The sequence below is a fragment of the Sphingomonas rosea genome (assembly GCF_039538065.1).
Taxonomy (GTDB): Bacteria; Pseudomonadota; Alphaproteobacteria; order Sphingomonadales; family Sphingomonadaceae; genus Sphingomicrobium; species Sphingomicrobium rosea.
Genome location: NZ_BAABBR010000001.1, coordinates 60,282 through 84,418, shown reverse-complemented (window position 1 = coordinate 84,418; position 24,137 = coordinate 60,282). Strand labels below are relative to the sequence as shown.

General features: G+C 68.3%; 28 protein-coding genes, 2 tRNA genes and 1 pseudogene. 14 read left to right on the top strand and 17 right to left on the bottom strand.

Annotation, left to right across the window (positions count from 1 at the left end):
• The first annotated feature begins 19 nt into the window (after window positions 1-19).
• A complete protein-coding gene (locus ABD693_RS00455; RefSeq protein ID WP_344694982.1) occupies window positions 20-1,702 on the top strand; it encodes a putative bifunctional diguanylate cyclase/phosphodiesterase in 1,683 nt (560 codons plus the stop codon).
• Here ABD693_RS00455 and dapE read toward each other — a convergent pair.
• Window positions 1,699-2,829, bottom strand: coding sequence for a succinyl-diaminopimelate desuccinylase (dapE, locus tag ABD693_RS00450; protein ID WP_344694981.1), 1,131 nt, complete (start codon window positions 2,827-2,829; stop codon window positions 1,699-1,701). The genes ABD693_RS00455 and dapE overlap by 4 nt on opposite strands.
• A gap of 28 nt (window positions 2,830-2,857) precedes the next feature.
• On the opposite strand from dapE, the gene ABD693_RS00445 reads away from it, so the two are divergent.
• Window positions 2,858-3,298: a cupin domain-containing protein gene (locus tag ABD693_RS00445; RefSeq protein ID WP_344694980.1), complete on the top strand. Its 441-nt coding sequence runs from the start codon at window positions 2,858-2,860 to the stop codon at window positions 3,296-3,298.
• Here the strand turns inward: ABD693_RS00445 and ABD693_RS00440 are convergent.
• The 8 genes and pseudogenes from ABD693_RS00440 to ABD693_RS00405 all read right to left on the bottom strand — a co-directional run bounded on the left by ABD693_RS00440 (window position 3,295) and on the right by ABD693_RS00405 (window position 7,976).
• On the bottom strand, window positions 3,295-3,654 hold the full coding sequence (locus tag ABD693_RS00440) for a hypothetical protein (RefSeq protein WP_344694979.1): 360 nt from the start codon (window positions 3,652-3,654) through the stop codon (window positions 3,295-3,297). The genes ABD693_RS00445 and ABD693_RS00440 overlap by 4 nt on opposite strands.
• 21 nt (window positions 3,655-3,675) lie before the next feature.
• Window positions 3,676-4,347 (bottom strand): glutathione S-transferase family protein, encoded by a 672-nt coding sequence (locus ABD693_RS00435; RefSeq protein WP_344694978.1) that lies wholly within the window; start codon window positions 4,345-4,347, stop codon window positions 3,676-3,678.
• A 43-nt stretch (window positions 4,348-4,390) separates the two neighbouring features.
• Window positions 4,391-5,041 (bottom strand): ribosome biogenesis GTP-binding protein YihA/YsxC, encoded by a 651-nt coding sequence (gene yihA, locus ABD693_RS00430; protein WP_344694976.1) that lies wholly within the window; start codon window positions 5,039-5,041, stop codon window positions 4,391-4,393.
• Window positions 5,038-6,774, bottom strand: a complete 1,737-nt coding sequence (gene yidC, locus ABD693_RS00425; RefSeq protein WP_344694975.1) for a membrane protein insertase YidC — start codon at window positions 6,772-6,774, stop codon at window positions 5,038-5,040. The genes yihA and yidC overlap by 4 nt, the downstream gene beginning before the upstream one ends.
• Window positions 6,775-6,790: 16 nt before the next feature.
• A complete protein-coding gene (yidD, locus tag ABD693_RS00420) occupies window positions 6,791-7,003 on the bottom strand; it encodes a membrane protein insertion efficiency factor YidD (protein ID WP_344694974.1) in 213 nt (70 codons plus the stop codon).
• Window positions 7,000-7,311: pseudogene (rnpA, locus tag ABD693_RS00415) on the bottom strand (ribonuclease P protein component); the annotation flags it as partial. The pseudogene rnpA and the gene yidD, both read right to left, overlap by 4 nt.
• Before the next feature lie 11 nt (window positions 7,312-7,322).
• On the bottom strand, window positions 7,323-7,457 hold the full coding sequence (gene rpmH / locus ABD693_RS00410) for a 50S ribosomal protein L34 (protein ID WP_029942004.1): 135 nt from the start codon (window positions 7,455-7,457) through the stop codon (window positions 7,323-7,325).
• Between the two features lie 93 nt (window positions 7,458-7,550).
• Window positions 7,551-7,976 carry a hypothetical protein gene (locus ABD693_RS00405; RefSeq protein ID WP_344694973.1) on the bottom strand — a complete coding sequence of 142 codons (426 nt, stop codon included), beginning with the start codon at window positions 7,974-7,976 and terminating at the stop codon, window positions 7,551-7,553.
• Between the two features lie 135 nt (window positions 7,977-8,111).
• Here ABD693_RS00405 and ABD693_RS00400 point away from each other — a divergent pair, with 135 nt between their 5' ends.
• The 3 genes from ABD693_RS00400 (at window position 8,112) to ABD693_RS00390 (ending at window position 10,273) form a co-directional block, all read left to right on the top strand.
• Window positions 8,112-9,620 (top strand): YifB family Mg chelatase-like AAA ATPase, encoded by a 1,509-nt coding sequence (locus ABD693_RS00400; RefSeq protein ID WP_344694972.1) that lies wholly within the window; start codon window positions 8,112-8,114, stop codon window positions 9,618-9,620.
• A gap of 84 nt (window positions 9,621-9,704) precedes the next feature.
• Window positions 9,705-10,133, top strand: a complete 429-nt coding sequence (locus tag ABD693_RS00395; RefSeq protein WP_344694971.1) for a DUF805 domain-containing protein — start codon at window positions 9,705-9,707, stop codon at window positions 10,131-10,133.
• Between the two features lie 56 nt (window positions 10,134-10,189).
• A tRNA-Leu gene (locus tag ABD693_RS00390) sits at window positions 10,190-10,273 on the top strand.
• A gap of 7 nt (window positions 10,274-10,280) precedes the next feature.
• Here the strand turns inward: ABD693_RS00390 and ABD693_RS00385 are convergent.
• Window positions 10,281-11,177 carry an MBL fold metallo-hydrolase gene (locus ABD693_RS00385; protein WP_344694970.1) on the bottom strand — a complete coding sequence of 299 codons (897 nt, stop codon included), beginning with the start codon at window positions 11,175-11,177 and terminating at the stop codon, window positions 10,281-10,283.
• A 72-nt stretch (window positions 11,178-11,249) separates the two neighbouring features.
• Between ABD693_RS00385 and ABD693_RS00380 the strand changes: the two genes are divergently transcribed.
• The 3 genes from ABD693_RS00380 to ABD693_RS00370 all read left to right on the top strand — a co-directional run bounded on the left by ABD693_RS00380 (window position 11,250) and on the right by ABD693_RS00370 (window position 12,975).
• Window positions 11,250-11,585, top strand: a complete 336-nt coding sequence (locus ABD693_RS00380; RefSeq protein WP_344694969.1) for an Mpo1-like protein — start codon at window positions 11,250-11,252, stop codon at window positions 11,583-11,585.
• A gap of 27 nt (window positions 11,586-11,612) precedes the next feature.
• Window positions 11,613-12,839 (top strand): AI-2E family transporter, encoded by a 1,227-nt coding sequence (locus ABD693_RS00375; protein ID WP_344694968.1) that lies wholly within the window; start codon window positions 11,613-11,615, stop codon window positions 12,837-12,839.
• A 59-nt stretch (window positions 12,840-12,898) separates the two neighbouring features.
• Window positions 12,899-12,975: transfer RNA gene (locus ABD693_RS00370), tRNA-Asp, on the top strand.
• 67 nt (window positions 12,976-13,042) lie between these two features.
• Here ABD693_RS00370 and ABD693_RS00365 read toward each other — a convergent pair.
• The 5 genes from ABD693_RS00365 to ABD693_RS00345 form a co-directional block, all read right to left on the bottom strand.
• Window positions 13,043-14,185 (bottom strand): cell wall hydrolase, encoded by a 1,143-nt coding sequence (locus ABD693_RS00365; protein WP_344694967.1) that lies wholly within the window; start codon window positions 14,183-14,185, stop codon window positions 13,043-13,045.
• A gap of 46 nt (window positions 14,186-14,231) precedes the next feature.
• Window positions 14,232-14,471 (bottom strand): DUF2842 domain-containing protein, encoded by a 240-nt coding sequence (locus tag ABD693_RS00360; protein ID WP_344694966.1) that lies wholly within the window; start codon window positions 14,469-14,471, stop codon window positions 14,232-14,234.
• A complete protein-coding gene (locus ABD693_RS00355) occupies window positions 14,468-15,055 on the bottom strand; it encodes a 5-formyltetrahydrofolate cyclo-ligase (protein WP_344694965.1) in 588 nt (195 codons plus the stop codon). The genes ABD693_RS00360 and ABD693_RS00355 overlap by 4 nt, the downstream gene beginning before the upstream one ends.
• 154 nt (window positions 15,056-15,209) lie before the next feature.
• A complete protein-coding gene (locus ABD693_RS00350) occupies window positions 15,210-15,533 on the bottom strand; it encodes a cell division protein ZapA (protein WP_344694964.1) in 324 nt (107 codons plus the stop codon).
• A gap of 5 nt (window positions 15,534-15,538) precedes the next feature.
• A complete protein-coding gene (locus tag ABD693_RS00345) occupies window positions 15,539-15,712 on the bottom strand; it encodes a hypothetical protein (protein WP_344694963.1) in 174 nt (57 codons plus the stop codon).
• 136 nt (window positions 15,713-15,848) lie between these two features.
• Between ABD693_RS00345 and tkt the strand changes: the two genes are divergently transcribed.
• The 4 genes from tkt to ABD693_RS00325 all read left to right on the top strand — a co-directional run bounded on the left by tkt (window position 15,849) and on the right by ABD693_RS00325 (window position 21,093).
• Entirely contained in the window at window positions 15,849-17,813 is a 1,965-nt protein-coding gene (gene tkt, locus ABD693_RS00340; protein ID WP_344694962.1) for a transketolase, read from the top strand.
• Window positions 17,810-18,817 (top strand): type I glyceraldehyde-3-phosphate dehydrogenase, encoded by a 1,008-nt coding sequence (gene gap, locus ABD693_RS00335; RefSeq protein ID WP_344694961.1) that lies wholly within the window; start codon window positions 17,810-17,812, stop codon window positions 18,815-18,817. The genes tkt and gap overlap by 4 nt, the downstream gene beginning before the upstream one ends.
• 113 nt (window positions 18,818-18,930) lie before the next feature.
• Window positions 18,931-20,133 (top strand): phosphoglycerate kinase, encoded by a 1,203-nt coding sequence (locus ABD693_RS00330; RefSeq protein ID WP_344694960.1) that lies wholly within the window; start codon window positions 18,931-18,933, stop codon window positions 20,131-20,133.
• A gap of 72 nt (window positions 20,134-20,205) precedes the next feature.
• Window positions 20,206-21,093, top strand: coding sequence for a fructose bisphosphate aldolase (locus tag ABD693_RS00325; protein ID WP_344694958.1), 888 nt, complete (start codon window positions 20,206-20,208; stop codon window positions 21,091-21,093).
• Here the strand turns inward: ABD693_RS00325 and ABD693_RS00320 are convergent.
• Window positions 21,090-22,133 carry a winged helix-turn-helix domain-containing protein gene (locus ABD693_RS00320; protein WP_344694956.1) on the bottom strand — a complete coding sequence of 348 codons (1,044 nt, stop codon included), beginning with the start codon at window positions 22,131-22,133 and terminating at the stop codon, window positions 21,090-21,092. The two genes, ABD693_RS00325 and ABD693_RS00320, sit on opposite strands and share 4 nt — an antisense overlap.
• A gap of 85 nt (window positions 22,134-22,218) precedes the next feature.
• Here ABD693_RS00320 and ABD693_RS00315 point away from each other — a divergent pair, with 85 nt between their 5' ends.
• Both ABD693_RS00315 and thiE read left to right on the top strand, forming a co-directional pair.
• Window positions 22,219-22,743, top strand: coding sequence for a hypothetical protein (locus ABD693_RS00315; protein ID WP_344694955.1), 525 nt, complete (start codon window positions 22,219-22,221; stop codon window positions 22,741-22,743).
• A gap of 8 nt (window positions 22,744-22,751) precedes the next feature.
• On the top strand, window positions 22,752-23,432 hold the full coding sequence (gene thiE, locus ABD693_RS00310; RefSeq protein WP_344694954.1) for a thiamine phosphate synthase: 681 nt from the start codon (window positions 22,752-22,754) through the stop codon (window positions 23,430-23,432).
• Here the strand turns inward: thiE and ABD693_RS00305 are convergent.
• Window positions 23,398-24,075 carry an HAD family hydrolase gene (locus tag ABD693_RS00305; protein WP_344694953.1) on the bottom strand — a complete coding sequence of 226 codons (678 nt, stop codon included), beginning with the start codon at window positions 24,073-24,075 and terminating at the stop codon, window positions 23,398-23,400. The two genes, thiE and ABD693_RS00305, sit on opposite strands and share 35 nt — an antisense overlap.
• Window positions 24,076-24,137 lie beyond the last annotated feature (62 nt).

Below are 24,137 nucleotides of genomic sequence, written 5' to 3'. Positions count from 1 at the left end.
ACCCCTTTAACCATCGCCGATGATGAGAGTCGGCACGGCCCAGAAGATCAGCAACATCCTCCTCTCCGGCCTCGCCGGCGTGGCCTCGTTCGTCTTCTCGCTCTACGCCTTCGTCACCGTCACCCAGCTGCCCCAGCAGATCGCCGCCGCCGTCATCGCGGGCGCCTTCTGCCTGGTCGTCTGCTACGTCGCCTCCGAGCGCCCCAACACCGAGGGTGCACGCGCGCTGGCGTCGCTGCGCGATCGCCTGTTGGCGGTCGAGGAGGGGGATCTTACCAGCCCCGCGCCCGAGATCGTCCAGCGCGCGATGCCCAAGGTCGCCGCGGCGGTCGACAGCCTGTTCGCCGAGGTCCGCAACTCGATCGACAACGCCCATGCGCTGGGCATGTACGATCCGGTCACGAGCCTCCCCAATCGCCTCAACTTCCGGGCTGAGGCCGAGCGCCTGCTGGCGAGCGCGAGCGGCAAGAGCAGCGTGATGCTGTTCCTCGATCTCGACCGGTTCAAGGCGGTGAACGACAATTTCGGCCATGCCCGCGGTGACCAGCTGCTGGTGATGGTGGCCAACCGCCTGCGCGTGTTGATCAACGGCGAGGCGGCGCAGGCCTCCTCACGGCCGCTCCTGGCGCGGCTCGCGGGCGATGAATTCACGCTCTTCTTCCCCGATGTTGCCAGCGAAACCGAGGCCGAGCGCCTTGCGCGCCGGATCGTGCTCGCCATTGGCGAACCCTTCGAGCTCCAGGGTCACAGCGTCGACATCGGCGCATCGGTGGGGGTTGCGCTCGGACCCAAGCATGGCCGTTCGGTCGAGGAGCTGATGAAGGCGGCCGACGTCGCCATGTATCGCGCCAAGGGGCGTGGCGGGAACCAGCATTGCCTGTTCAGCGACGCGCTCGCCGAAGAGCATCGGCATCGCCTCGAAACGGAGAAGGCGCTGGTCGACGCGGTCCAGCGCGGGGAATTCGTGGTCGCGCTGCAGCCGCAGCTGAGCCTCATCAGCGGCGCGGTCACCGGGGCGGAAGCGCTGCTGCGCTGGAACCACCCGACGCGCGGGCTGATTCCCCCGGCCGACTTCATCACCATCGCCGAGCAGACCGGGGTCATCAACGACATCGGCGACTGGGTCATGGCCGAGGTCGCCGCGATGCTGGCGAGCTGGGCCGAGACGGGCGACGGCCTTGGCCGGGTCGCCTTCAACGTCTCGCCGCGCCAGCTCGAGCGGCAGGATTTCTTCGCGCGCCTGCGGCAGATCTTCGCCGACGCCAACGTGCCGCTCAGCCGGGTCGAACTCGAATTCACCGAGACCGCGGCGATGGAATGCCCGCAGCCGGTGCTGGCCGAGATCGCCGCGCTGCGGCGTGACGGGGCAAGCATCGCGATCGACGATTTCGGCACGGGCTATTCGAACCTTGCCCGGCTGCGGCAACTGCCGATCGACCGGGTCAAGCTCGACCAGTCGTTCATCCACGACATCGTCAGCTCCGAGCAGGCCCGCAACGTGGTGCAGGCGGTGATCCAGCTCGTCCGCGGGGTCGAGTGCGAGCTCGTCGCCGAAGCGGTCGAGACCGTCGCGCAGGCCGACATCCTGCGGGCGATGGGGTGCGAGACCATTCAGGGCTTCGTCTTTGCCGAGCCCATGCTCGAGACCGAATTCCTCAGCTGGACCGCCCACGCGAGCAGCGAGGGCCGGAGCGCGGCCTAGGCCTCGAGCCCGCCTGCGAAGACACGCCGGTATATGCGCGCCAGTGCCCGGATATCCTCGATGCCAGCGCTTTCGCCCACCTTGTGCATGGTGGCGTTGGGAAGGCCGAAATCGACGACCGGGCAGAGCTGGATCAGGAAACGCCCGTCCGAGGTGCCGCCGCCAGTCGAAAGCTCGGGCGAAATCCCGCACTCGGCCTCGATCGCCCCGGTGACCAGATCATAGAGCTTGCCTGCCGGCGTGAGGAACGCCTCGCCCGAGATACGCGACCGGACTTCGCAGCCGGGATCGATGTCGCGGGCGGTGCGGGTGACGAGCGCGATCAGGTCGTCGCCCCGCTGCAGGTTGTTGAAGCGGATGTTGAACTGCGCGGTGGCTTCGCCCGGGATGAGGTTGCTCGCGTTGGTCGGGGTTCCCACCGCAGTGAATTCGAGGTTGGAAGGCGGGAAGGCCGCGCTGCCGTCGTCGAGGTGAAGCGCGCTCAGCGCCGCCACGATGCGGGCGAGGCGGGGGACGGGATTATCGGCCTTGTGCGGATAGGCGACGTGGCCCTGCGTGCCCGTGACGGTCAGCCAGAAATTGACCGAGCCGCGCCGGCCGATCTTCACCGTGTCGCCGAGGCGGGTCTCGCTTGTCGGTTCGCCGATCAGGATCATGTCGGGGCGGATCGCGCGCTCGTTCAGCCAGTCGATGATCCGCGGCGTGCCGTAGGTCGCATAGCCTTCCTCGTCGCCGGTGATCAGGAAGGAGAGGGTGCCGCCCTGCTGATCGAGTTCCGCGGCGGCCGCGGCGGCGGCGGCGATCGCGCTTTTCATGTCGTTGGCGCCGCGGCCGATCAGTCGCCCGTCCTCGATCCGCGCTTCGAAGGCGCTTCCCGTCCAGCCCTCGCCTGCCGGAACGACGTCGAGATGACCGGCAAATCCGACATGCGGTCCGGGTCCGCGCTCGCGGATCGCGACCATGTTCTCGGTCGGGCCGTCGGGTGCTTCGCCCATCGTGAAGCGGTGCACGGTGAAGCCGATTGAACGCAGCGCGTCATCAAGCACGTCGAACACGGCCCCGCTGGCGGGAGTGACCGAGGGGACCGAAATCAGCTTGGCGGCGAGGTCGACGGGGTCGATAGACATGGGGCACGCGCTAGCACGGGGAAGGGAAATGCCGAAAGTCGATCTCGCCAGCATCGAGGCCAGCAACCGGACGGGCTATCCGCCTCCGCATTCGGAAAAAGTCGAGGGCCGCTGGTACCAGCGCCTCGGGCCGGCCACGGGGCTGACCGAATGGGGCGCGAGCCATGTCACCCTCGAACCCGGCGCCTGGTCGAGCCAGCGCCACTGGCACGAGGGGGAAGACGAAATGGTGATCATGCTGGAGGGCGAAGCCTTGCTGGTCGAAGAGGATGGCGAGACCGTCCTCCGGCCGGGCGACATGGCGACCTGGGCCAAGGGCGTCGCCAACGCCCATCACCTGATCAACCGCAGCGACAAGCCTTGCCGCTTCGTCGCGATTGGACGCGAGGGCGACGGCGACTGCCATTATCCCGATATCGGCATGCACCTGGACGGAAAGACCGGCGCCTATAGCCTCGGCGAGGATTAGCCGAGCAGCGCCCTGCTGAGGTCGGTGAAGCCGAGCGGCACGAGGCCGCAGCGGCCGGCCGACTTGGCCACCGTCAGCGGGATCTTGGGATCGCGGATCTCGCTCGAGATGATGAGCAGGTCGTCGATCGTGATCGCCTTGGGATTGGGATCGCGCGCCCGATAGGCCTTCGCCGCTCGGCTGAGTTCGAGCAGTTGCGAGAGCGACAGCTCGGACTGTAGATATCCGCCGACACAATCGGCGCGGGCGCGCTCCAGCCCATAGCCGGCCAGCGTGTCGCTGATCCGCTCCTGGGGTGAGGCACAGGCCGTCAAGGTCGCGCAGATCGAGGCAGCGACAACAAAAGAAAAACGCATGCCCTCCCGACGTTCGAGGAGTCAGGCGGTTCCTTGTCCGCCCTCATATTGTTCGATCACCCACGGCTCGTCCTGCGCGGCGTCGATCCACTCGGCGACATGGGGGTGGCGAAGGACGTCCGACATATATTGGCGCGCGAAGGGCGGGACGGGAATCGAATAGGTCAGGAAGCGGGTGACGACGGGGGCATACATGATGTCCGCCGCGCTCCATGCCCCGAACAGGAAGGGACCGCCCGAGCCGTGCCGCGCGCGGGCCTGCGCCCACAGGACGAGGATCCGGTTGATGTCGGCAATGGTCTCGCGCGACAGGTTGGGCGTCGGCACGTCGCGGCGCACGTTCATCGGGCATTCGCGGCGCAGGGCAGCGAAGCTCGAATGCATTTCGGCGGCCATCGACCGGGCCATGGCGCGGGCGCCGAGATCCTCGGGCCAGAACAGCTCGCGTCTCGTGAGGTCGGCGCAATATTCGATGATCGCGAGGCTGTCCCAGACAACGAGGTCGTCATGCCACAGGAGGGGAACCTTGCCCGAGGATGGAGCGAACTCGTCGCCTTCGCGGCGCTCGTCCCAGCCGCCGTCATAAAGCGGCACGACCAGTTCCTCGAACTCGAGGCCGGAGGTCTTGAGCGCGAGCCAGCCGCGCATCGACCAGGAGGAATAGGCCTTGTTGCCGAGGATCAGTTTGAGCATCGGCCCTCCTTCGCGGCTGGAAGGCCCGGGCGCAAGCTCGGGCTTAGCTAAGCGCGTCTTCCAGCACCGCCGCGCGAACTTCGGCGATGCCCATGCCCTTTTCGCTCGAGGTGGCGATGAGCTGGGGGAAAGCGGCGGGATGCTTGCGCGCTTCGGCCTCGGTCGCGGCGGTCACCGCTGCCAGCTCGCTCGCCTTGATCTTGTCGGCCTTGGTCAGGACGAGCCGGTAACCGACCGCCGCGGCGTCGAGCATTTCCATGATCTCGCGATCGACGTCCTTCACCCCGTGGCGGCTGTCGATCAGGACGATGGCGCGCTTCAGCACCTGCCGTCCGCGCAGATAGTCGTTCACGAGGAAGCGCCAGCGCTTGACCATGTCGCGCGGCGCCTCGGCAAAGCCGTAGCCCGGCATGTCGACGAGCCGCAGCGCCAGCGGATTGCCGACGTCGAAGAAGTTCAGTTCCTGCGTGCGACCCGGCGTGTTCGACGTCCGCGCCAGCTTGTTGCGCCCGGTGATCGCATTGAGCAGCGAGCTCTTGCCGACGTTCGAACGGCCGGCGAAGGCGATCTCGGGCGCGTCGGCGCCGGGCAGGAATTCCAGCCCCGGAGCCGACTTCAGGAATTCGACGGGGCCGGCGAACAGGCGACGCGCCCGTTCGACCAGCTCCGCGCGGTCCGCGATCTCGTCCGTCATGTCTTCACCGTCGACAGGCCGGCCTTGGCCGCGAGCTTGTCCGCATCATACTTGGAATAGAGATACTTCTGCTGCGCGATGCCGAGCAGGTTCGAGACCACCCAGTAAAGCTGCAGGCCCGCGGCGAAGCTCGCCATGGTGAACATCAGGATCCACGGCATGAACGAGAAGATCTGCTTCTGGATGTCGTCCATCGGTGCCGGGTTGAGGCGGAACTGGAGCCACATGGTGATGCCGAGAAGGATCGGCAGCACGCCGAGGTGAAGCAGGCCCGGCGGGTCGAACGGCAGCAGGCCGAACAGGTTGACCGGGGTCAGCGGATCGGGCGCAGACAGGTCCTTGATCCACAGGATGAAGGGCTGGTGGCGCATTTCGACGCTGACGGTCAGCACCTTGTAGAGCGCGTAGAAGACCGGGATCTGGAGGAAGATCGGAAGGCAGCCGGCGGCCGGGTTGATCTTCTCGCGCTTGTAGAGCTCGAGCAGCTCCTGCTGCATCCGGGTCTTGTCGTCCTTGTGACGCTCCTGCAGCTCCTTGATCTTGGGCTGCACCGCCCGCATCGCGGCCATGCCGCGGAACTGGCGGTCAAACACCGGATACATGAGGCCGCGGACGATGAAGGTCAGCGCGATGATCGCGAAGCCGAAGTTGCCGAGCGTGTGGAACAGCCACACCAGGAGCGCGAAGATCGGGCGCATGAACCATTCGAACCAGCCCCAGTCGATCGACTTGGAGATGCGCGGCAGCGCGCCCGACGCCTCGTAGGTGTCGAGCCACTTCTTCTCCTTGGCACCGGCGAAGAGGTGGGTGGTGTCGCTCAGCGCCTTGCCCGGCGGCAGGATCTGGTTCTCGAGCGCGTAATCGGCCTGGTAGCTGGTGCCGGCGCCGCGGCGGAAGCTGGCGGCGATCGTGCCATTGCCGGCCGGGGCGAGCGCGGTGAGCCAATATTTGTCGGTGAAGCCGAGCCAGCCGCCATTGCCGCTGAAGCTCTTCGAGCGCTCCTCGTCGAGCGTCTTGTAGTTGATGCCGTAATCGGCCTTGCCGTCGATGACGCTCATCGGACCGAAATGGTGGGTCCAGCCGTCGGCCTTGGCGTCGGGGCCCGCGTCGGCGCGGCTGAGGAGCGCGTACGGCCGGATCGCGACCGGACCGGCGCCCGCGTTCGAGACCTTCTGGGTAACGGTGAAGAGATAGCCGTCGTCGACCGCGACCAGGAGCTCGAAGCGCTGGCCGGTGGGATTGGTCCACGACAAGGTGACCGGCTTGCCCGGGGTCAGGGTCGGGGCGCTGGCGGTCCAGACGGTGTTGGCGTCGGGCACGGCGACGCCCTGACCGGTCCAGCCGAAGCTCGCGAAATAGGCGCCGGGGGCACCGGCCGGGCTGAGCAGGCGGGCCGGGGGCGAATCCTTGGCGACGCTCTGGGTCTGGCGGACCATCGACAGGTCGTCGAAGCGCGCGCCCTTGAGGTTGAGCGAGCCGGTGAGGCTCGGGGTCGAGACCCGCACGCGCGGCACGCTTCCGATCGCCTGCGCGCGGCTCATGGTCGGCGCGGCGGGTGCAGCCGGCGCATTCGCGGTGGTCGTGGACGACGCAGGCGCTCCGGGCGTCGCGGGCGCGGTCGCGGCGGGCTTCTTGGGCTGCGGGAAGAAGCGCTCGGACAGCACGCCCCAGCCGAACAGCACGAGGGCCGACAGGACGATCGCGAGGATCATGTTGCGCGTGTCGTTGTTCACTTGAGTTCGATCCTCGTCAGGGTACCGGGTCAGGGCCCTGGCCGCCCCAGGGATGGCAGCGGCCGATTCTCTTCAATGCGAGCCAGCTCCCGCGAAGCGCCCCATAGCGGCGCCAGGCGGTGATTGCATAGGCGGAACAGCTGGGCTGGAAGCGGCAGGAGGGCGGCAGGATCGCGCTCGGACCCAATTGCCACCCGCGAGCGAGCAGGATGAGGAGCCTGGCGATCATGCCGCAACCTTGCGCAGCGCCTTGGCGAGGTCCGCGCGGAGGAGGGCGAAATCGCGCTCGATCCCGCCTTGGCGTCCGATCAGGATGTGATCGGCCCCGGCCGTGCCGCCTTCGGGTAGCATCTCGGCCGCCAGCGCGCGCAGCCGCCGTTTCATGCGGTTACGGACGACGGCGTTGCCGATCTTCTTGGTGACCGTGAAGCCGACCCGCTTCTGTGCCGAGTCGTCGCCGCGCGGGCGGACCAGCAGGACGAAGCCGGGCATGGCCGCTCGCCGGCCGCCATTGGCAGCCAGAAAGTCGGCACGCTTGCTTAGGGTGACTAGGCGCTGAGCTTCTTGCGGCCGCGGGCGCGGCGCGCCGCCAGCACCTTGCGACCGCCCACCGTCGCCGAGCGCGAACGGAAGCCGTGACGCCGCTTGCGGACGAGGTTGCTGGGCTGGAAAGTGCGCTTCATCGCTCATTGCCTTGAGAGTTGGAATAAAAAGGGCCGCCCCATCGAGGGCAGCCGCCGTTCTTGCGGGGCCGATACTCAAGGCAGGCTGGCAAGTCAATGCTGGGGTGGCGTCGAGGCACGCGCGCTGGCGGCCGGTCCGTGATCGACGGGAGAGAGTTCCATCCCGGCGCCGGGGAGCGGATCGTCGATCCGCGGCGCTTCGCCCGGTGGCGGCGATTCGGCCCGTTCGCGCTCCTTGCGGATGGCCTCGCGCCGCTTGGCGCTGGCGCGGCGGAGTCCCCAGTCGGCCCAGCCGCCGGCGCGGGGCTGCCAGCGCTTGAACCGGACATAATGCTTCTTCGCCCACAGGCTCGAGCGCAGGATGAGCGTGAGGCCGGCGGCAAAGACGAAGATGCCGCCCGGACCGGGCAGCGCGCTGACCAGCGGCGTCACCAGGATCAGGAGCACGCCGGTGGCGAACACCACGCCCTGGAACAGGCGCGTGTCGCGGATGGCTTGAAAGCGTTGCCGCAGCGTCATGGGCGGTGATGTAGGAAGCTAAGACGGTCGGGCCAAGGGCCGCTTGTGCGTTGGCCGGGCTTGCCATAGTCTTCGCCCTGCCGAGCTAGGGGGACAATTGTTCGTCGCATTGCTGGTGCCGGGGACGCGCGACTGATGGTCGCGATCGTCAGCACCGTCGCCTATCTCGGCCTCGAGGCACGCGCGGTCGAGGTGCAGGTCCAGCTGGCGACCGGGATCCCGCGCTTCGTCATCGTCGGCCTGCCCGACAAGGCGGTCGCCGAGAGTCGCGAGCGGGTTCGCGCCGCACTTTCCGCCATCGGGCTCGCGTTGCCGCCCAAGGTCATCACCATCAACCTCTCGCCGGCCGACCTCCCGAAGGAGGGCAGCCATTTCGACCTGCCGATCGCGCTCGGGCTGCTGGCGGCGGTCGGCGCGGTCGATGCCGAGATGCTGTCGCATTACGTGGTGGTGGGTGAACTGAGCCTCGACGGCCGGATCGCCGGATCGCCGGGCGTGCTGCTCGCCGCGCTTCACGCCGCGCAGGAGGACAAGGGACTGATCTGTCCCGCCGCCCAAGGCGCCGAAGCGGCCTGGGCGGGGGAAGTCGAGGTGCTCGCCGCACCCGACCTGCTGGCGCTGTTCGCACACCTCAAGGGCACGACGCTCCTGCCCGCGCCGCCGCCGGGCGAGGCGGAGCCGGCGGCGGGCGGTCCGGACCTCGTCCAGGTCAAGGGACAGGAAGTCGCCAAGCGCGCGCTCGAGATCGCCGCCGCCGGTGGCCACAACCTGCTGATGAGCGGGCCGCCGGGCGCGGGCAAGTCGCTGCTCGCCTCGTGCCTGCCCGGAATCCTCCCGCCGCTGAGCCCCGCCGAAGCACTCGAAGTGTCGATGGTCGCGTCGGTCGCGGGCACGATGGAAGGCGGGCAGATGAAGCGCCGACGTCCGTTCCGGGCGCCGCACCACAGCGCCTCGATGCCGGCGCTGGTCGGCGGCGGCCTCAAGGTGCGGCCGGGCGAGATCAGCCTCGCGCATCTCGGCGTCCTGTTTCTCGACGAATTGCCCGAGTTCCAGCGCGCGGTGCTCGACAGCCTCCGTCAGCCCCTCGAGACCGGGACGGTCAGCGTCGCCCGGGCGAACAGCCACCTGACCTTTCCGGCGCGGGTCCAGCTGATCGCGGCGATGAACCCGTGCCGCTGCGGGCACCTCGGCGATGCGGCGCTCGCCTGCACCCGCGCGCCGCGCTGCGCCGCCGACTATCAGGCGCGGGTGTCAGGTCCGCTGCTCGACCGGATCGACCTTCATGTCGAGGTGGCCGGGGTCAGCGCTGCCGACCTGTCGCTACCGCCGCCATCGGAAGGAAGCACCGTGGTGGCCGAGCGCGTCGCACGGGCGCGGAGCGTCCAGACCGCGCGCTACAATGGCCACGGGCCGAGGACCAATGCCGAGGCCGATGGCGACATCCTCGACGCCGTCGCCACGCCCGACGAGCCGGGCCGAAAGCTCCTCGCCGACGCGTCGGCCGCGATGCGCCTGTCCGCGCGCGGCTACCACCGCGTGTTGCGAGTCGCCCGCACCATCGCCGACCTCGCCGGGGCGGAGACGGTCGGGCGAATCCATATCGCCGAGGCCCTCAGCTACCGTCGCGTCGCGCCGCGTGCCTGACCGGGCACGACTAACGCGGCGGGAACGCAACGCGAAATTAACGGATCGGCCGCAATCTTCCGCGCAACGTAAAAGGGGACCGTCATGGGTGCGTTCGAATCGATCGGGCATAGCTTTCGTCACTATGCCGACTTCAAGGGCCGGGCCTCGCGCTCGGAATTCTGGATCTTCCTCGGCTTCATGCTCCTCCTGAGCATGGTGGGCGGGCTGTTCGGCCTGCGCTTCGGCGGGATCATCGGGCTGGTCCTGCTGGTGCCCTCGATGTCGGTTGCGGTGCGCCGCCTCCACGACGTCAATTGCTCGGGCAAGGAAATGCTGATCCCGATCGTCATGATGTTCGCGGCGGGTTGGCTCGCGGCCTTTCCGGGTCTGCTCCCGCAGATGGTCCGCCTCGGCGTCATCGGCACTGCGCTGATCTTCTTTGCCGCGCTGCTGCGTCACTGGGTCAAGGAAGGCAGCAAGGTCCCCAACCGCTGGGGTCCGAGCCCGACCGCTTTCTCCTTCGCCCGCTGAGCCGACAGGGTCTCGCCCCCGGCGCGAAACCGCGCTAGGGGCGAGCCGCATTCCACGCGGGCGTGGCGGAATGGTAGACGCAGCGGACTCAAAATCCGCCGGAGCAATCCTTGTCGGTTCGAGTCCGACCGCCCGTACCAGCCAAGCTCAACGAAGCGCCGGCTGCCAGGCATAGCCCGGCCGGCTGCGCACCACCCGGCCGATTCCCGGATAGGGGAAATGCGGCGCGAAGATCAGCGTGCCGGTGCCCGCGATCCGCGCGAGCTCGGTGATCCGGGTTCGCTCTCCCAGCATCTTGTTGCCGTCGTAGCCGATCGTCCACTCGGGATGGCCGAGCGAGATCACCGAGCTGTGCGCGGTATCCCCGATGTCGAGCAGGCTCTGGCGGCCCGAGGTGATCCGGTAGCCGCTGTGGCCCGGCGTGTGGCCGCGCAGCGGGACCGCGACGATCCCCGGCAGCACCGCGGCGCCGGGCGCGAAGGTCCGCACCCGCGCGGAAATGGCGCCGGCGATCTCCTTGGATGCGTCCTGCGTTCGGACATAGGCCCATTCGGGCGCCGACATCCGGACCGTGGCGCGCGGGAAGGCGCGGCGACCGGACGCATCGACCAGCCCGCCGATATGGTCGCCATGACCGTGGGTGATGAGGATGTCGGTGACGTCGCCGGGGCGGACGCCGGCCCGGGCGAGGCTCGCCATCAGCTGGCCGCCCTTCTTCGGGTCATTGCCCGTGTCGATCAGCACCACGCGCCCCGGGATGCCGCGCACGAGCAGGCCGCCGACGTTGAGCGGAATGGTGTCGGTCGGCTGGCCCTTGGTGCGGAGGAAAGCGGCGACGGCGGCCGGCCCCACGTCCTTACCGAACACCGAACCGTCATTAGGCACCGGATTGGCGCCGTCGCGGACCGGGGTCACGCGCAGCGCGCCGAGCCGCACGTCCTGCGCGGCGGGGGCGACGGGGGCGGGGGTCTGGGCGAAGGCGGCGGCGCCGGCGGCAGCGGCGAGGACGAGCGACAAAGCGAGGGTGAAGGGGGCAACGCGCATGGGGAAGTTTCTCCGGACGGGCAGGTGAAGAGGTCGATTGAGCAGACGAGCAAGCGGCGCTAGCGTTCCACCATGGCTGAGCGGATCCCCGATTACCGCGACTTCTGGCTGCACTATCTGCGCGAGCATTCCGCCCGCCGAACGCGGGCCATCCATTATGTCGGCACCGCGCTGGTCCTCGCGGCCGCGGCGGCGCTGGTCGTGACGGGCAATGGCTGGTGGGCGCTCGCGATGCCGGTCGGCGGTTACGGCTTTGCCTGGTTCGCGCATTTCTTCGTCGAGAAGAATCGCCCCGCCACCTTCACCCACCCCTGGTGGAGCCTGCTCAGCGACTTCCGCATGTTCTTCCTCGCGGTGAGCGGCCGGCTCGGGCCCCATCTTGTCCGGGCCGGGGTGGACGCTGGTTAAGCGGCGGTTCGCCAGATAGAAGGTCGCATGGACGCACCCGCCACCCGCCCTGAACAGCCCCACGACGATGCGGCGGCGCTTGCCGAGCACGTCACGATCAAGCGGGACCGCCTCCTCGCGTCGCTGACCCTCATTGCGGGCATCGGCCTCGTCTTCGCGCTTCCCTTCGCCTTGCGCGGCGGGGCGGAATTCTTCCTTCCGGTCACCGCTGCGATCGTCATCGCCATCGCGCTGGTGCCGCTGCTCGAATGGTTCGAGCGGCGCGGCCTGCCGTCGGCGCTCTCGGCCTTCGCCTGCGTGCTGATCTTCATTGCGGTGGCGACCTTCGCCATCCTCTCGATCGTGATCCCCGCGATCGACTGGGTCGCGCTGCTTCCGCAGCGGATCGGGCGCGTCCAGGAAGCGCTCGCGCCCGCGCTCAAACTGTACGAGAAATTCCAGGGCTTCATCGACCGGATCGTGCGTCAGTTGCCGAGCCCGCAGGGCGGCAAGGGCGGCACGGTGCAGCTCGAGACGCCGAACAGCATGCTCGACCTGCTGACCAACTCGGCCCCGCATGCGCTGATCCAGATGTTCTTCGCGCTGCTCCTGATCTTCTTCTTCCTCTCGGGCTGGACCGCGATGCGCAAGCAGACGATCACCAGCCGCGGCAGCTTCGAGGGCGCGCTGACGACCGCGCGCGTCATCCAGCAGATGGTCACCGCGACCTCGACCTATCTGGGCACCATCACGCTCATCAACGTGACGCTGGGCGCGATCGTGGCGCTGATCGTGTGGACGCTGGGCATGGATTCGCCGCTGATGTGGGGCGGCATCGTCGCGGTGCTGAACTACATCCCCTATCTTGGTCCCATCGCCTCGGCGGTCCTGCTGGCGCTCGGCGGGATGATCAGTTTCGGCGGCGCCGAGGCATGGAAGGCGATCCTGCCGCCGCTCATCTTCATCGGCATGCACATGGTCGAGGCCAATGCCATCACGCCGCTGGTCGTGGGCAAGAGGGTGAAGATCAACCCGATCCTCATCCTCATCTCGCTGAGCTTCTGGGCGTGGATCTGGGGCACCACCGGCGCGCTGCTCGCCATCCCGCTGCTGATCATCTTCAAGACCGTCTTCGCGGCCGCGGGAACGCCGGATATCGCGGGTTTCCTGTTCGAGCACGGCACGCTCACCCATGCCGGCGAAGAGGACGAGGAAGAGGAAGCCAAGGCAGCCCCGCCGCTATCTGCCGCGCGGCAAGATCGACAATTGCCGTGATCAGGTGATTTCCTGATTGACGTGGGGAAGCCCGCCGCCTAGTTGGCCGCCCACACCACGCGGGTGTAGCTCAGTTGGTTAGAGCGCCGGCCTGTCACGCCGGAGGTCGCGGGTTCGAGCCCCGTCACTCGCGCCATTTCCCCATCGTTGGAAATCGGCGCACCGCGCCCCGCTGCGGGCGCGCTCGCGCGTGCTGTTTGTCTTTAGTTGCTGGACGCGGCGGCGGGCGCCGGAGCCGGGGCCGGATCGGCCGGCTTCTTGCCAAGCGGCGTCTGGCTGGCCGCCTCGGTGTCGGCCCCCGTGAGGCCCCACTTCAGGCTCGACGAGGCTGAGCCGATCATGTTCTTCTCCGCCGCCTGCGCGGCCTCGCGCGTCATCTGGTCGTGGCGCGGCGCATTGATGCGCATCGCGACACGGCCCTTGCCGTCGGGACCGATCTCGGCCTCGACCAGCTTGGCGAGCTCGGGCGGAAGCTCCTGGCGCGCCTGGGCGACGAGGGCAGGGGTGTCCTCGGTCTCGGGCTTCATCGCCGCGAACCGCGCCTCGGCGGCCAGCGCGGCCATCTTGAGGCCCTTGGGATCGGGCTCCTTGCGCGCCCACTTCTGGCTGAAGGCATTGGGCTGTCCCCAGCCGCCCGGCCAGCGATAGAAGATGTGCGCGCCGAGCACGGCGTTCTTGACCAGAGTCGGCGCCCAGTAAGGCAGCACGTAGTTGGCGTGATAATGGGTCGCATTGCCGACCTCGGCCGCGACATGGCCCTTCAGGGCCTCGTCGGCGAGCCGCTTGGCGCGGTCCCAGTAGCTGCGCATCGGCGCGCTCGCGAGCGAGCCGTCGCAGGTGAAGCTGAACTGGCAGCCGGTCGGACGCTCGGCACCCTGATAGACGACGCCGCAGATGGTCGCCGGATAGGCCGGGTGGCGGACCCGGTTGAGGACGACCTGCGCGACCGCGCGCTGGCCTTCCTCGGGTTCGCGGGCCGCTTCGTAATAGATCGCCTGCGCGAGGCATTCCTCGGCGCGGGCGTAGGTCTTGGCGTCGGTCTTGAGGACAAAGGGCGCGGCGGCGGGATTGGGACCGCCGCTGAGCGGCACCGCCGCATTGAGGCGCTGCGCTTCGTCGGGCGCGACCTGGCGCACCGCGAACGGGGTCATCTGCTGGACGGCGGTGACCGGCGTCGCCGCCTCCTGCTGGCGCACGCTCGCCGTCTCGTGGGGGACGGCGGCGGCGGCGATCGAGGCCAAGGCGGCGCCGGCGAGCAGCAGCCCGCCGACCGCTTCGCGCGGGTGCGCGCGCAGCAGGTCACGGGCCGATCGGGCCGCGGTCGGCCGGGCTGGGGGAAGCGCCAAAGAAGTCATGCTGAGCTGTGTCAGATAGCTAAATCAGCGCGATTTTTCAAGGTTGGGGCGGGTCCGCGCGCCAGCGCCCGGTCTCGCTCCAGCGAAGAATCGGCTTCAGCGGGAGGATCCAGACGACCCCCGCCACGATGTAGAACGGCAGCTGCAGCAGCGCCGGCCAGCGACCCACGAAGTCCGACAGCGAGGCGATGAAGATCGCCCAGACGATGATCACCCCGATGATCATGAAGACGCCCGCCGTGGGGCGCGGGCGGGGCGGCTGTTCGTCGGTGGTCACGTGGAAAACTCCGTCAGGCCCGAAGGCGCGGCAAAGGCGTGCAAGGGCTGGTCCCAGGGGTCGGCGGCAAATGTGTCGGCAAGGAGCTGGAAGTCCCAGCCGATCCCGACGAGCGTCGCCTGGCCGCGAAGCCCCTCGAGCGCACGGTCGTAATGCCCCTGTCCCATGCCGATGCGATTGCCCAGCAAATCGCAGGCGATCAGCGGCACGAGAACGAGGTCGGGCGCCAGCGGGGGTGAGTCGATCGGCGGCTGGAGCAGCCCCCAGGGACCGGCCGCGGTGGCGTCGCCCTCATGAAAGGTCATCCGGCTGTCGCGCGCGGCAAAGGCCGGGAGCACCGTGGTCTTGCCCATCGCACGGGCCATCTCGAGCGCCGGCAGCGGGCTCAATTCTTCCTTCATCGGCTGGTAGGCAGCGACCACCTTGGCGGCGAAGAGCAATGGTTCGAGGATCCGCGCCACCTCGCCTTCGAGTGCGATTCGAAGCGAAGGCGCGAGGCTCGCGGCATAGTCCTTGCGCCGGGCGCGCATCGCGGCCCGCAGCGCTTTCTTGTCGGCGGAGGAAGGAAGTGACGGGACCGTCATGAGGTCGTTGCTCTGTAATCCACTGACGCCGGTAACGTCAGGTGGGGACCATATGTGCCGGACCAGGGTCCAACCAGGGACAGCCCCCAAGGATCGGGAATAGCCTCAGGGATTTCTGAAAGCTCGTGCCAGACAGTACCCGTCACCGCCTTATCTAGGCGTTTGCGACTTCATTCTCAAGGTTGCCGGCAAGCCGCTCGAGCCGTTCGGCGAGCGCGTCGACCCGGCGCACCACCTGCGGATCGGGCAAGGGCGGGGGCGCGGTGGCCGAAGCGCCCTTCTTCTCGATCAGCTGGTCGGCCAGCAGGAGCGAAGCGAACAGGAGCTGGCGGCCCTCGGACAGCGCGCCCAGTCCGGCCAGCGCCTCGCGGCTCTTGGCGTCGACCAGCTCGGCGGCGTGGCTCAGATTCTGCTCCTCGCCGTCGCGGCAGGCGACGCGATAGTGGCGACCGGCAATGGTGATGTCGACTTCGGCCATATGCTTCAGGCCTCGACCTTGCTGATGATGGTGTCGAGTTCCGCGATCGCCGCACGCACCTTGGCGCGAAGCCGCTCCTCGCCGTCGCTCGGCTTTTTCATCTGCTCGGCCACGCGTTCGACGCGAGCGAGCGCGCGCTCGGCGCGGGTCAGCGCCACTTCCAGTGCCTCATGTGTCATAAGTCCGACCTATGCCTCTTCATCGCCGCTCACAAGCGGTGCGGAGGTTGACGCTCAACGGCTCACCGACCAAAGGGGCCGCACTGTCGGGGCCGCCGATTCCGGTGCGGCGCCGAAACCAAAAAGCGGAGCTCCGATGCAGCCGACCCAGCGCCGTCTCGCCAATGCCATTCGGGCACTGGCCATGGACGCGGTTGAGGCCGCCAACTCCGGCCATCCCGGCATGCCGATGGGCATGGCCGATGCCGCGACGGCCCTCTTCACCAAGGTAATGAAATACGATCCGGCCGATCCCAAGTGGCCCGACCGCGACCGCTTCGTCCTGTCGGCCGGCCACGGGTCGATGCTGATCTACGCGCTGCTCCACCTCACGGGTTACGCGCATCCGACGCTCGACGAGATCAAGCGCTTCCGGCAGCTCGGCTCCCCTTGCGCCGGCCACCCCGAGAATTTCGAGCTTGCCGGAGTCGAGACCACCACCGGCCCGCTCGGCCAAGGCCTCGCCACCGCGGTCGGCATGGCGATCGCCGAGCGTCACCTCAACGCCATCTACGGCGACGAGCTGGTCGACCACCGCACCTATGTGATCGCGGGCGACGGCTGCCTAATGGAAGGCATCAATCACGAGGCCGTCGGGCTTGCCGGCCACCTCAAGCTCGGCCGGCTGATCGTCCTGTGGGACGACAACAAGATCACCATCGACGGGTCGACCGACCTGTCGCGCTCCGAGGACGTGATGGCGCGCCACGCGGCCAGCGGATGGCACACGCTCGAGTGCGACGGCCTCGACGCGGGCAAAGTCGCGCAGGCGCTCGAGAAGGCCAATGCCGACCCGCGCCCGAGCCTCATCCGCTGCAAGACGATCATCGGCTACGGCGCGCCCAACAAGCAGGGCACATCGGCGACCCACGGGGCGGCGCTCGGCAAGGCCGAGGTCGAAGCCGCGCGCAAGGAGCTCGGGCTCGATCCGCAGGAATTCACCATCCCCGCCGACGTCCGCGAGGCCTGGGCCAAGGCCGGCCAGCGCTGCGCCGGCGAACGGGCGGCGTGGGAAGCGCGTCTCGCCAAGAGCGGCAAGGCCGACGAGTTCAAGCGCCGCATGGCGGGCGAGGTCGACGAGCGCTGGCTTGCGCCCTACCTCGACGAGCTGCTTAAGAGCCCGCCCACCGTCGCCACCCGCAAGGCGTCGGAAATGGCGCTTGAGGTGATCAACACCGCCGTGCCCGCCACCATCGGTGGCTCGGCCGACCTCACCGGCTCGAACAACACCAAGACCAAGTCGACCGGCCCGCTGACGGCCGAAGATTATGCCGGGCGCTACGTCTATTACGGCATCCGCGAATTCGGCATGGCCGCGGCGATGAACGGCATGGCGCTCCACGGCGGCGTCATCCCCTATGGCGGCACCTTCCTCGTCTTCTCCGACTATTGCCGCGCCGCGATGCGCCTGTCGGCCCTGCAGAATGCGCGGGTCATCTATGTCATGACCCACGATTCGATCGGGCTCGGCGAGGATGGCCCGACCCACCAGCCGGTCGAGCACATCATGAGCCTCCGGATGATCCCGAACCTCGAGGTCTGGCGTCCGGCCGACGCGATCGAGACCGCCGAGGCCTGGGCCGACGCGCTGAAGCATGACGGTCCGAGCGTGCTCTGCCTGTCGCGCCAGAATTTGAAGCCGGTCCGCACCGTGGCGGCGGCCGAGAACCTCAGCGCGCGCGGCGGCTATGTCGTCCGCGAGGCTGCAGACCCCAAGGTCATCCTCATCGCCACCGGCTCCGAGCTCGAGATCGCGCTCGACGTCGCCGACCGGCTCGAGGTTCCGGCCCGCGTCGTCAGCCTGCCCAACTGGCGCCGGTTCGAGGCGCAGGACGAGGCCTATCGCGAAGCCATCCTGCCCAACGTCGGCCCCGACCAGGTCCTTCGCGTCTCGATCGAGGCGGGAACGACCTTCGGCTGGGAGCGTCTGACGATGGTCAACGGCCTTCGCTTCGGTCTCGACGGCTTCGGCGCCAGCGCGCCCGCACCCGACCTTTACCGCCACTTCGGCCTCACGGCCGACGCCATCACCGCCAAGATCACGGAGGCTCTCCAAGCATGACCAAAGTCGCCATCAACGGGTTCGGCCGCATCGGCCGCCTCGTCGCCCGCGCCATCCTCGAGCGTCCCGATTGCGGGCTCGAGCTCGTCGCGATCAACGACCTGTCCGACGCCAAGGCCAATGCCTGGCTGTTCAGCCGCGACAGCGTGCACGGGAAGTTCCCGGGCGAGGTGAAGGCCGAGGGCAACGACATCGTAATCAACGGCAAGCGCATCGCGGTCACCGCCGAGCGCGATCCGGCCAACCTCCCGCACAAGGACCATGGGGTCGAGCTGGCGCTCGAGTGCACCGGTTTCTTCGCCGACAAGGCGGGCGGCGAGAAGCACCTCCAGGCGGGGGCCAAGCGCGTCCTCATCTCGGCTCCGGCCAAGGGCGCCGACCTGACCGTCGTCTATGGCGTCAACCACGACAAGCTGACCGCCGAGCATCGGGTCGTTTCGAACGCGAGCTGCACCACCAACTGCCTCGCGCCGGTGGCCAAGGTCCTCAACGACGCGATCGGCATCGAGCGCGGGCTGATGACCACCATCCACGCCTACACCAACGATCAGAAGATCCTCGATCAGATCCACTCGGACATGCGCCGCGCGCGTGCCGCGGGCATGAGCATGATCCCGACCACCACCGGCGCCGCCCGTGCCGTCGGCGAGGTGCTGCCCGAACTGAAGGGCAAGCTCGACGGGTCGGCCGTGCGCGTGCCGACGCCGAACGTGTCGATGGTCGACCTGACCTTCACCCCGTCGCGCGACACCACGCTCGACGAGGTGAACGGCGTCCTCAAGGCTGCCTCGGAAAGCGGACCGCTCAAGGGCATCCTCGCCTACACCGACGAGCCGCTGGTCTCGATCGACCTCAACCATAATCCGGCAAGCTCGACCGTCGACAGCCTCGAGACCGCGGTTCTCGAAGGCAAGCTGGTCCGCGTGGTCAGCTGGTATGACAACGAGTGGGGCTTCTCGAACCGCATGGTCGACACCGCTGCCGCCATGGCCAAGCTGGGGTAAGCGCAAGCAAGGGTGTTCGTTCGCCCTGAGCGAAGTCGAAGGGCGGCGGACCGGCCCTTCGACTTCGCGCTTCGCGCTTCCGCTCAGGACCAACGAGATTGAGGATTGCTAACTTGCCGAACTTCAAGACCCTCGACGACCTCCCCTCGGACCTCACCGGCAAGCGCGTCCTCGTCCGCGTCGACCTCAATGTGCCGATGCAGGACGGGGCGGTGTCGGATGCGACCCGGCTCCAGGCCGCGCTGCCGACCGTGCTCGAACTGTCGGACCGCGGCGCGATCGTGCTGCTGCTCAGCCATTTCGGCCGGCCCAAGGGGCAGAACCGTCCCGACATGTCGACCGCCCTGCTGGTCAAGCCGCTGACCGACCTCACCGGCCGCTCGGTCCGCTTCGTCGAGGATTGCCAGGGCGAGCAGGCGGCGCGGGCGATTACGACCATGACGCCGGGGGCGATCGGGGTGCTCGAGAACACCCGCTTCCACGCGGGCGAGGAAAAGAACGATCGCGCGCTCAGCCAGGGAATTGCGGCGCTCGGCGACTTTTACGTCAACGACGCTTTTTCCGCCGCGCATCGGGCGCACAGCTCGACCGAGGGCGTCGCACACCTGCTCCCCGCCTTCGCCGGCCGGGCGATGGAAAAGGAATTGAAGGCGCTCGAAGCGGCGCTCGGCAACCCCGAGCGGCCGGTCGCGGCCGTGGTCGGCGGGGCCAAGGTCTCGACCAAGCTCACCGTGCTCCACAACCTCGTCGGCAAGGTCGACCACCTGATCATCGGCGGCGGCATGGCCAACACCTTCCTCGCCGCGCGCGGGGTCGCTGTCGGCAAGAGCTTGTGCGAGCATGACCTGACCGGCGAGGCCGAGGCGATCCTCGAGGCCGCCGACAAGGCCAATTGCACCGTCCACCTTCCCTATGACGTGGTCGTGGCCAAGGAATTCGCGGCCAATCCGCCGTCGATGCGCACCTGCAACGTCCACGAAGTCGCCGCTGACGAGATGATCCTCGACATCGGTCCTTCGGCGGTCGAGGCGCTCGGCGACGCGCTCAAGACCTGCCGCACGCTCGTCTGGAACGGTCCCCTGGGTGCCTTCGAGACCGAGCCGTTCGACGCCGCGACGGTGGCGCTTGCACGGACCGCGGCCGCGCTGACTCAGGACGGCAGCCTCGTCTCGGTCGCGGGCGGCGGCGATACGGTCGCCGCGCTCAACCATGCCGGGGTCGCGGCCGACTTCACCTTCGTCTCGACCGCCGGCGGTGCCTTCCTCGAGTGGATGGAAGGCCGCACCCTCCCCGGAGTCGCCGCGCTTCAGCGCTAGGTCGGTTGCCTCGGCCAAGACCGCTCGTTAGAGCCCGCCCGCATACGTATGCAGCAGGTTCAAGGGAGCGTCATGAATAGCCAGGAAATGCGGGACAAGATCGCGGCGGGCCAAGGGTTTATCGCCGCGCTCGACCAGTCGGGCGGGTCGACCCCCAAGGCGCTCAAGGGCTATGGCATCGAGGAAGACGCCTACGGCTCCGAGGAGGAGATGTTCGGCCTCATCCACGACATGCGCAGCCGGATCATCACCTCGCCCTGCTTCTCGGGCGACAAGGTCATCGGCGCGATCCTGTTCGAGCGGACCATGGATGGCGACGTCGACGGCAAACCGACCCCGCAGGCGCTGATCGAGCGCGGGATCGTGCCCTTCATCAAGATCGACAAGGGTCTCGAGGACGAGGCCAATGGCGTCCAGCTGATGAAGCCGATCCCCGGCCTCGACGATCTCCTTGCCCGCGCCAAGGGTCTGGGCGTGTTCGGGACCAAGGAGCGTTCGGTCATCAACCTCGCCAACGAGGCCGGCATCGCCGCGGTCGTCGGCCAACAGTTCGAGGTCGCCGCGCAGGTGCTTCGCCACGGCCTGATGCCGATCATCGAGCCGGAGGTGAACATCAAGAGCGCCGAGCGCGCCGACTGCGACCGCATCCTGCGCGACGAGATCCTCCGCCACCTCGATCGGCTCGCCGAGGGCACGCAGGTCATGCTCAAGCTGTCGATCCCGAGCGAGGCCGGCCTGTTCCAGCCGCTGGTCGATCACCCGAAGGTGCTGCGCGTCGTGGCGTTGTCGGGCGGGTTCAGCCGCGAGGACGCCTGCGCCGAGCTGGCGAAGAACAAGGGCATGATCGCAAGCTTCAGCCGCGCTTTGCTGTCGGACCTGCGCCACGGGCAGTCGGACGAGGAGTTCGACAAGACCCTCGGCGGCGCCATCGACGAGATCCACGCCGCTTCGATCGCTTAAGCCGCCGGGCGCCCTCGCAGCGCGAGGGTCATGGCAAGCGTCAGTGCCGCGACGAAGGTAGCCCCTTCGATCGCGGCACTTGCGTATCGAGCAAGCGGCGGAAGCCCGGCGAGGAGCGGGGCCAGCGGGGAGGCGGGCTGGGTCGCTGCGAGGACGCCGAGGCTTCCGGCCATCATCTGCCCGTCCGCCGCGGTGATGAGGAGGCCCGCGATGGCGCCGAAGCAGGCGGCCATGGCGGTAATGGCGACAAGGCCGGCGGCGGCCATGCGCTGGGCCGACCAGAAGGCCGCGCCGGCGATCGCGCCGACCAGCAATCCTTCGCTCCCGCCGGTGATCGCCACCGGGCGGCTTCCGATCAGCAGCGAAAAGGCATCGAGGCCGATCAGGCGGCCGAGCGTGCCGACCACCAGCCCGCCGAGCGCACCGCCGACCATCGTCGGGAAGAGTCGGCGGGCGTCGATCCGCCGGCCGACCGCAACACCAAGGCCGACACCCAGCCCGCCGATCGTCCCGATCAGGAGGCAGAGACAGGTCATCACCAGCACCACCGAGATCGCACCGACCCCCGGCGGCGGGTCGTTCGCCGCTAGCAATCCGTAGCCCAGGCCACCAACGAGACCGGCCGCCGCGCCGCCCACGAGACCGGCGCCGGTCAGCAGCAACAGCGAGCGCACGCCAGGCCGGGCCCCGACCGCATCGCCTGTGATCCGCGCGGGTTCGCCGACCCCGGCCACGAACCGGTAGCCGTGCTTCGGGACCGTCTCGATGAAGCGCGGCCGCCCGGCCTCGTCGCCGAGCGCCTTGCGGAGCGACCGGATGCATTGGGTGAGCGCCTCGTCGGTGACCGGCACCCCGCGCCACACCTCGGCCATGAAGCGGTCCTTGGTGACGAGCTGGCCCGGATGCCGGGCGAGCAGCAGCAGCGCGTCGAGATAGCGGCCGCTCAAGTCGACCGGCGCTTCGCCGCGCAGCAGCCGGCGTTCGCGCGGGTCAAGGACGAACGGTCCGAAGCTGATCCGCGCATTGCTCACGTCGCTCACAAACTCCTCACCTGCTCCTCATGCCATTCAGCAGAAGCGGCGGCACTTGGACAGGCACCATCGACCAACGACAGGATGCCGCATCATGACCGACTTCGCTTCTCGGCCGCCACGCTTCGCCTTGCATCCATTGCGGCTGCTCGGCTGGGGCGCGTTGGCGCTATTGCTGGCACTGCCCGCCATCCTGCGCTTTCCCTGGAGCGGCGGAGATTTCGTTATCATGGGCGTGATGCTGGCAAGCGTTGGCCTCGGTATCGAGTTCCTGTCGCGCCGTTCGGGCAATGGACTCGTCCTCCTCGGCTCGATCCTCGGGGTCCTGACCACCTTCCTGACGGTGTGGGTCAATCTTGCGGTCGGAATGATCGCGAGCGAGGACAATCCCTACAACCAGCTCTTTCTGCTGCCGATCGCGATCTTCATCGGCGGATGCTTCGTGACGCGGTTACGGGCCAGCCAAATGACCGGGATACTCCTGCTCGCCGGCGCCGCCCAATTCTTCCTCGGTCTCGGCGGTCTCGGCACCGATCAGCGCGGCGCGATCTTCTCGATGGGTTTCGCCCTGTTCTGGCTCTTCGGCGCAGCACTGTTCCGCGCGGGGTCGAGCCGCTAGGAGGCGGCATGGACGAGGAACCCGAGCTTTCGATCAATGGCTTCGCCGAGCGCTTCGAGCTGCAGGGGAGGGGCGACGCGCTGCTCTATCTCATCAGCCCGCAGGAGGTCGGCGGCGATTTTCCCGACCGCCTTCGGGCGGCGCTCGGCGGCGGCCCGGTCGCGGCCTTCCAGCTGCGCGTGAAGGGGGTCGACCAGCATGCGCTGGCCAAGCTCGCCGAGCCGCTCCAGCGCATCTGCGCCGATCATGAGGTCGCCTTCATCGTCAATGACGACATGAGCCTTGCCAAGCGGATCGGGGCCGACGGGGTGCACCTTGGCCAGGAAGATGGCGATCCGCGCGAGGCACGCGCACTGCTCGGACCCAATGCCCAGATCGGCGTCACCTGCCACGACAGCCGCCATCTCGCGATGGAAGCGGGCGAGGCGGGAGCGGACTATGTCGCGTTCGGTGCCTTCTATCCGACGCTGACCAAGCCGGTGAAGCACGTCCCCGAGCCCGAGATCCTCGGCTGGTGGGCTACGCTGTTCGAAATTCCTTCGGTCGCGATCGGCGGGATCACGCCCGACAATGGCGGGGCGCTGGTCAAGGCCGGGGCGGATTTCCTCGCGGTGAGCGGCGCGGTCTGGAACGCCGCCGATCCCGCTGCGATGGTCAGTGCCTTCCAGCCGCTCCTGAAGCGGGGTTGAGCGGACTTTGATCGAAACCCTCGAGGATCGCCGCGACATTGTCGTAAATGGCGATCGCGCCGCCGAGCGCCGCATCGGGGAATAGCCCCGAGCGGACCGCCACGGTCCTGATCCCGGCTTTCTTGGCGGCGGCGATGTCGAAGGGCGTGTCGCCGACCACCAGCGCCTCTTGGGGCTCGACCCCGGCTTTCGCGAGTGCCGCCTCGAAGATGTCGGGACAGGGCTTGGAATGGCCGACGTCGGCGGCGCCGGTCCAGCCGTCGACCAGGTGCCGTGCGTCGAGCACCTCGAGCTGCCGGTCGAGCGTCTCCCGGTTCGCCGAGGTGGCGAGCATGACCTCGAGGCCCGCCTCGCGGCATCGCTCGAGCAGCGCCTTGGCACCGGCAAAGGGCTGGAGGCGATGGGCGTAATGGCGCTGGAACAATGCGCTTTGCGCCTGGCTCAGTTCCTCGACATCGCGGTCGGTCGCGTCGGGCAGGAGCGCCCGGACGAAATTGTCGCCGCCTTGCCCGACCTGGTCGTGCAGCGTCTGCAGCCGGAAATCATGACCCGCGCCGTGGAGCGCCTCGGCCCAGGCGAGCACGTGATATTCGTTGCTGTCGACGAGCGTGCCGTCGATGTCGAAGAGGATTGCCTTGAGCATCCGGCCTCAACGACAGGCGCTCGCGCCGGTGCCAAGGAAAGAAGCGGGGTTTCGCTCGTTAC

Bases quoted from the DNA above. Each gene is read 5' to 3' on its own strand.
- ABD693_RS00455 (WP_344694982.1), top strand. From the start codon at position 20: ATGATGAGAGTCGGCACGGCCCAGAAGATCAGCAACATCCTCCTCTCC.
- dapE (WP_344694981.1), bottom strand. From the start codon at position 2,829: ATGTCTATCGACCCCGTCGACCTCGCCGCCAAGCTGATTTCGGTCCCC.
- ABD693_RS00445 (WP_344694980.1), top strand. From the start codon at position 2,858: ATGCCGAAAGTCGATCTCGCCAGCATCGAGGCCAGCAACCGGACGGGC.
- ABD693_RS00440 (WP_344694979.1), bottom strand. From the start codon at position 3,654: ATGCGTTTTTCTTTTGTTGTCGCTGCCTCGATCTGCGCGACCTTGACG.
- ABD693_RS00435 (WP_344694978.1), bottom strand. From the start codon at position 4,347: ATGCTCAAACTGATCCTCGGCAACAAGGCCTATTCCTCCTGGTCGATG.
- yihA (WP_344694976.1), bottom strand. From the start codon at position 5,041: ATGACGGACGAGATCGCGGACCGCGCGGAGCTGGTCGAACGGGCGCGT.
- yidD (WP_344694974.1), bottom strand. From the start codon at position 7,003: ATGATCGCCAGGCTCCTCATCCTGCTCGCTCGCGGGTGGCAATTGGGT.
- rpmH (WP_029942004.1), bottom strand. From the start codon at position 7,457: ATGAAGCGCACTTTCCAGCCCAGCAACCTCGTCCGCAAGCGGCGTCAC.
- ABD693_RS00405 (WP_344694973.1), bottom strand. From the start codon at position 7,976: ATGACGCTGCGGCAACGCTTTCAAGCCATCCGCGACACGCGCCTGTTC.
- ABD693_RS00400 (WP_344694972.1), top strand. From the start codon at position 8,112: ATGGTCGCGATCGTCAGCACCGTCGCCTATCTCGGCCTCGAGGCACGC.
- ABD693_RS00395 (WP_344694971.1), top strand. From the start codon at position 9,705: ATGGGTGCGTTCGAATCGATCGGGCATAGCTTTCGTCACTATGCCGAC.
- ABD693_RS00385 (WP_344694970.1), bottom strand. From the start codon at position 11,177: ATGCGCGTTGCCCCCTTCACCCTCGCTTTGTCGCTCGTCCTCGCCGCT.
- ABD693_RS00380 (WP_344694969.1), top strand. From the start codon at position 11,250: ATGGCTGAGCGGATCCCCGATTACCGCGACTTCTGGCTGCACTATCTG.
- ABD693_RS00375 (WP_344694968.1), top strand. From the start codon at position 11,613: ATGGACGCACCCGCCACCCGCCCTGAACAGCCCCACGACGATGCGGCG.
- ABD693_RS00355 (WP_344694965.1), bottom strand. From the start codon at position 15,055: ATGACGGTCCCGTCACTTCCTTCCTCCGCCGACAAGAAAGCGCTGCGG.
- ABD693_RS00350 (WP_344694964.1), bottom strand. From the start codon at position 15,533: ATGGCCGAAGTCGACATCACCATTGCCGGTCGCCACTATCGCGTCGCC.
- ABD693_RS00345 (WP_344694963.1), bottom strand. From the start codon at position 15,712: ATGACACATGAGGCACTGGAAGTGGCGCTGACCCGCGCCGAGCGCGCG.
- tkt (WP_344694962.1), top strand. From the start codon at position 15,849: ATGCAGCCGACCCAGCGCCGTCTCGCCAATGCCATTCGGGCACTGGCC.
- gap (WP_344694961.1), top strand. From the start codon at position 17,810: ATGACCAAAGTCGCCATCAACGGGTTCGGCCGCATCGGCCGCCTCGTC.
- ABD693_RS00325 (WP_344694958.1), top strand. From the start codon at position 20,206: ATGAATAGCCAGGAAATGCGGGACAAGATCGCGGCGGGCCAAGGGTTT.
- ABD693_RS00315 (WP_344694955.1), top strand. From the start codon at position 22,219: ATGACCGACTTCGCTTCTCGGCCGCCACGCTTCGCCTTGCATCCATTG.
- thiE (WP_344694954.1), top strand. From the start codon at position 22,752: ATGGACGAGGAACCCGAGCTTTCGATCAATGGCTTCGCCGAGCGCTTC.
- ABD693_RS00305 (WP_344694953.1), bottom strand. From the start codon at position 24,075: ATGCTCAAGGCAATCCTCTTCGACATCGACGGCACGCTCGTCGACAGC.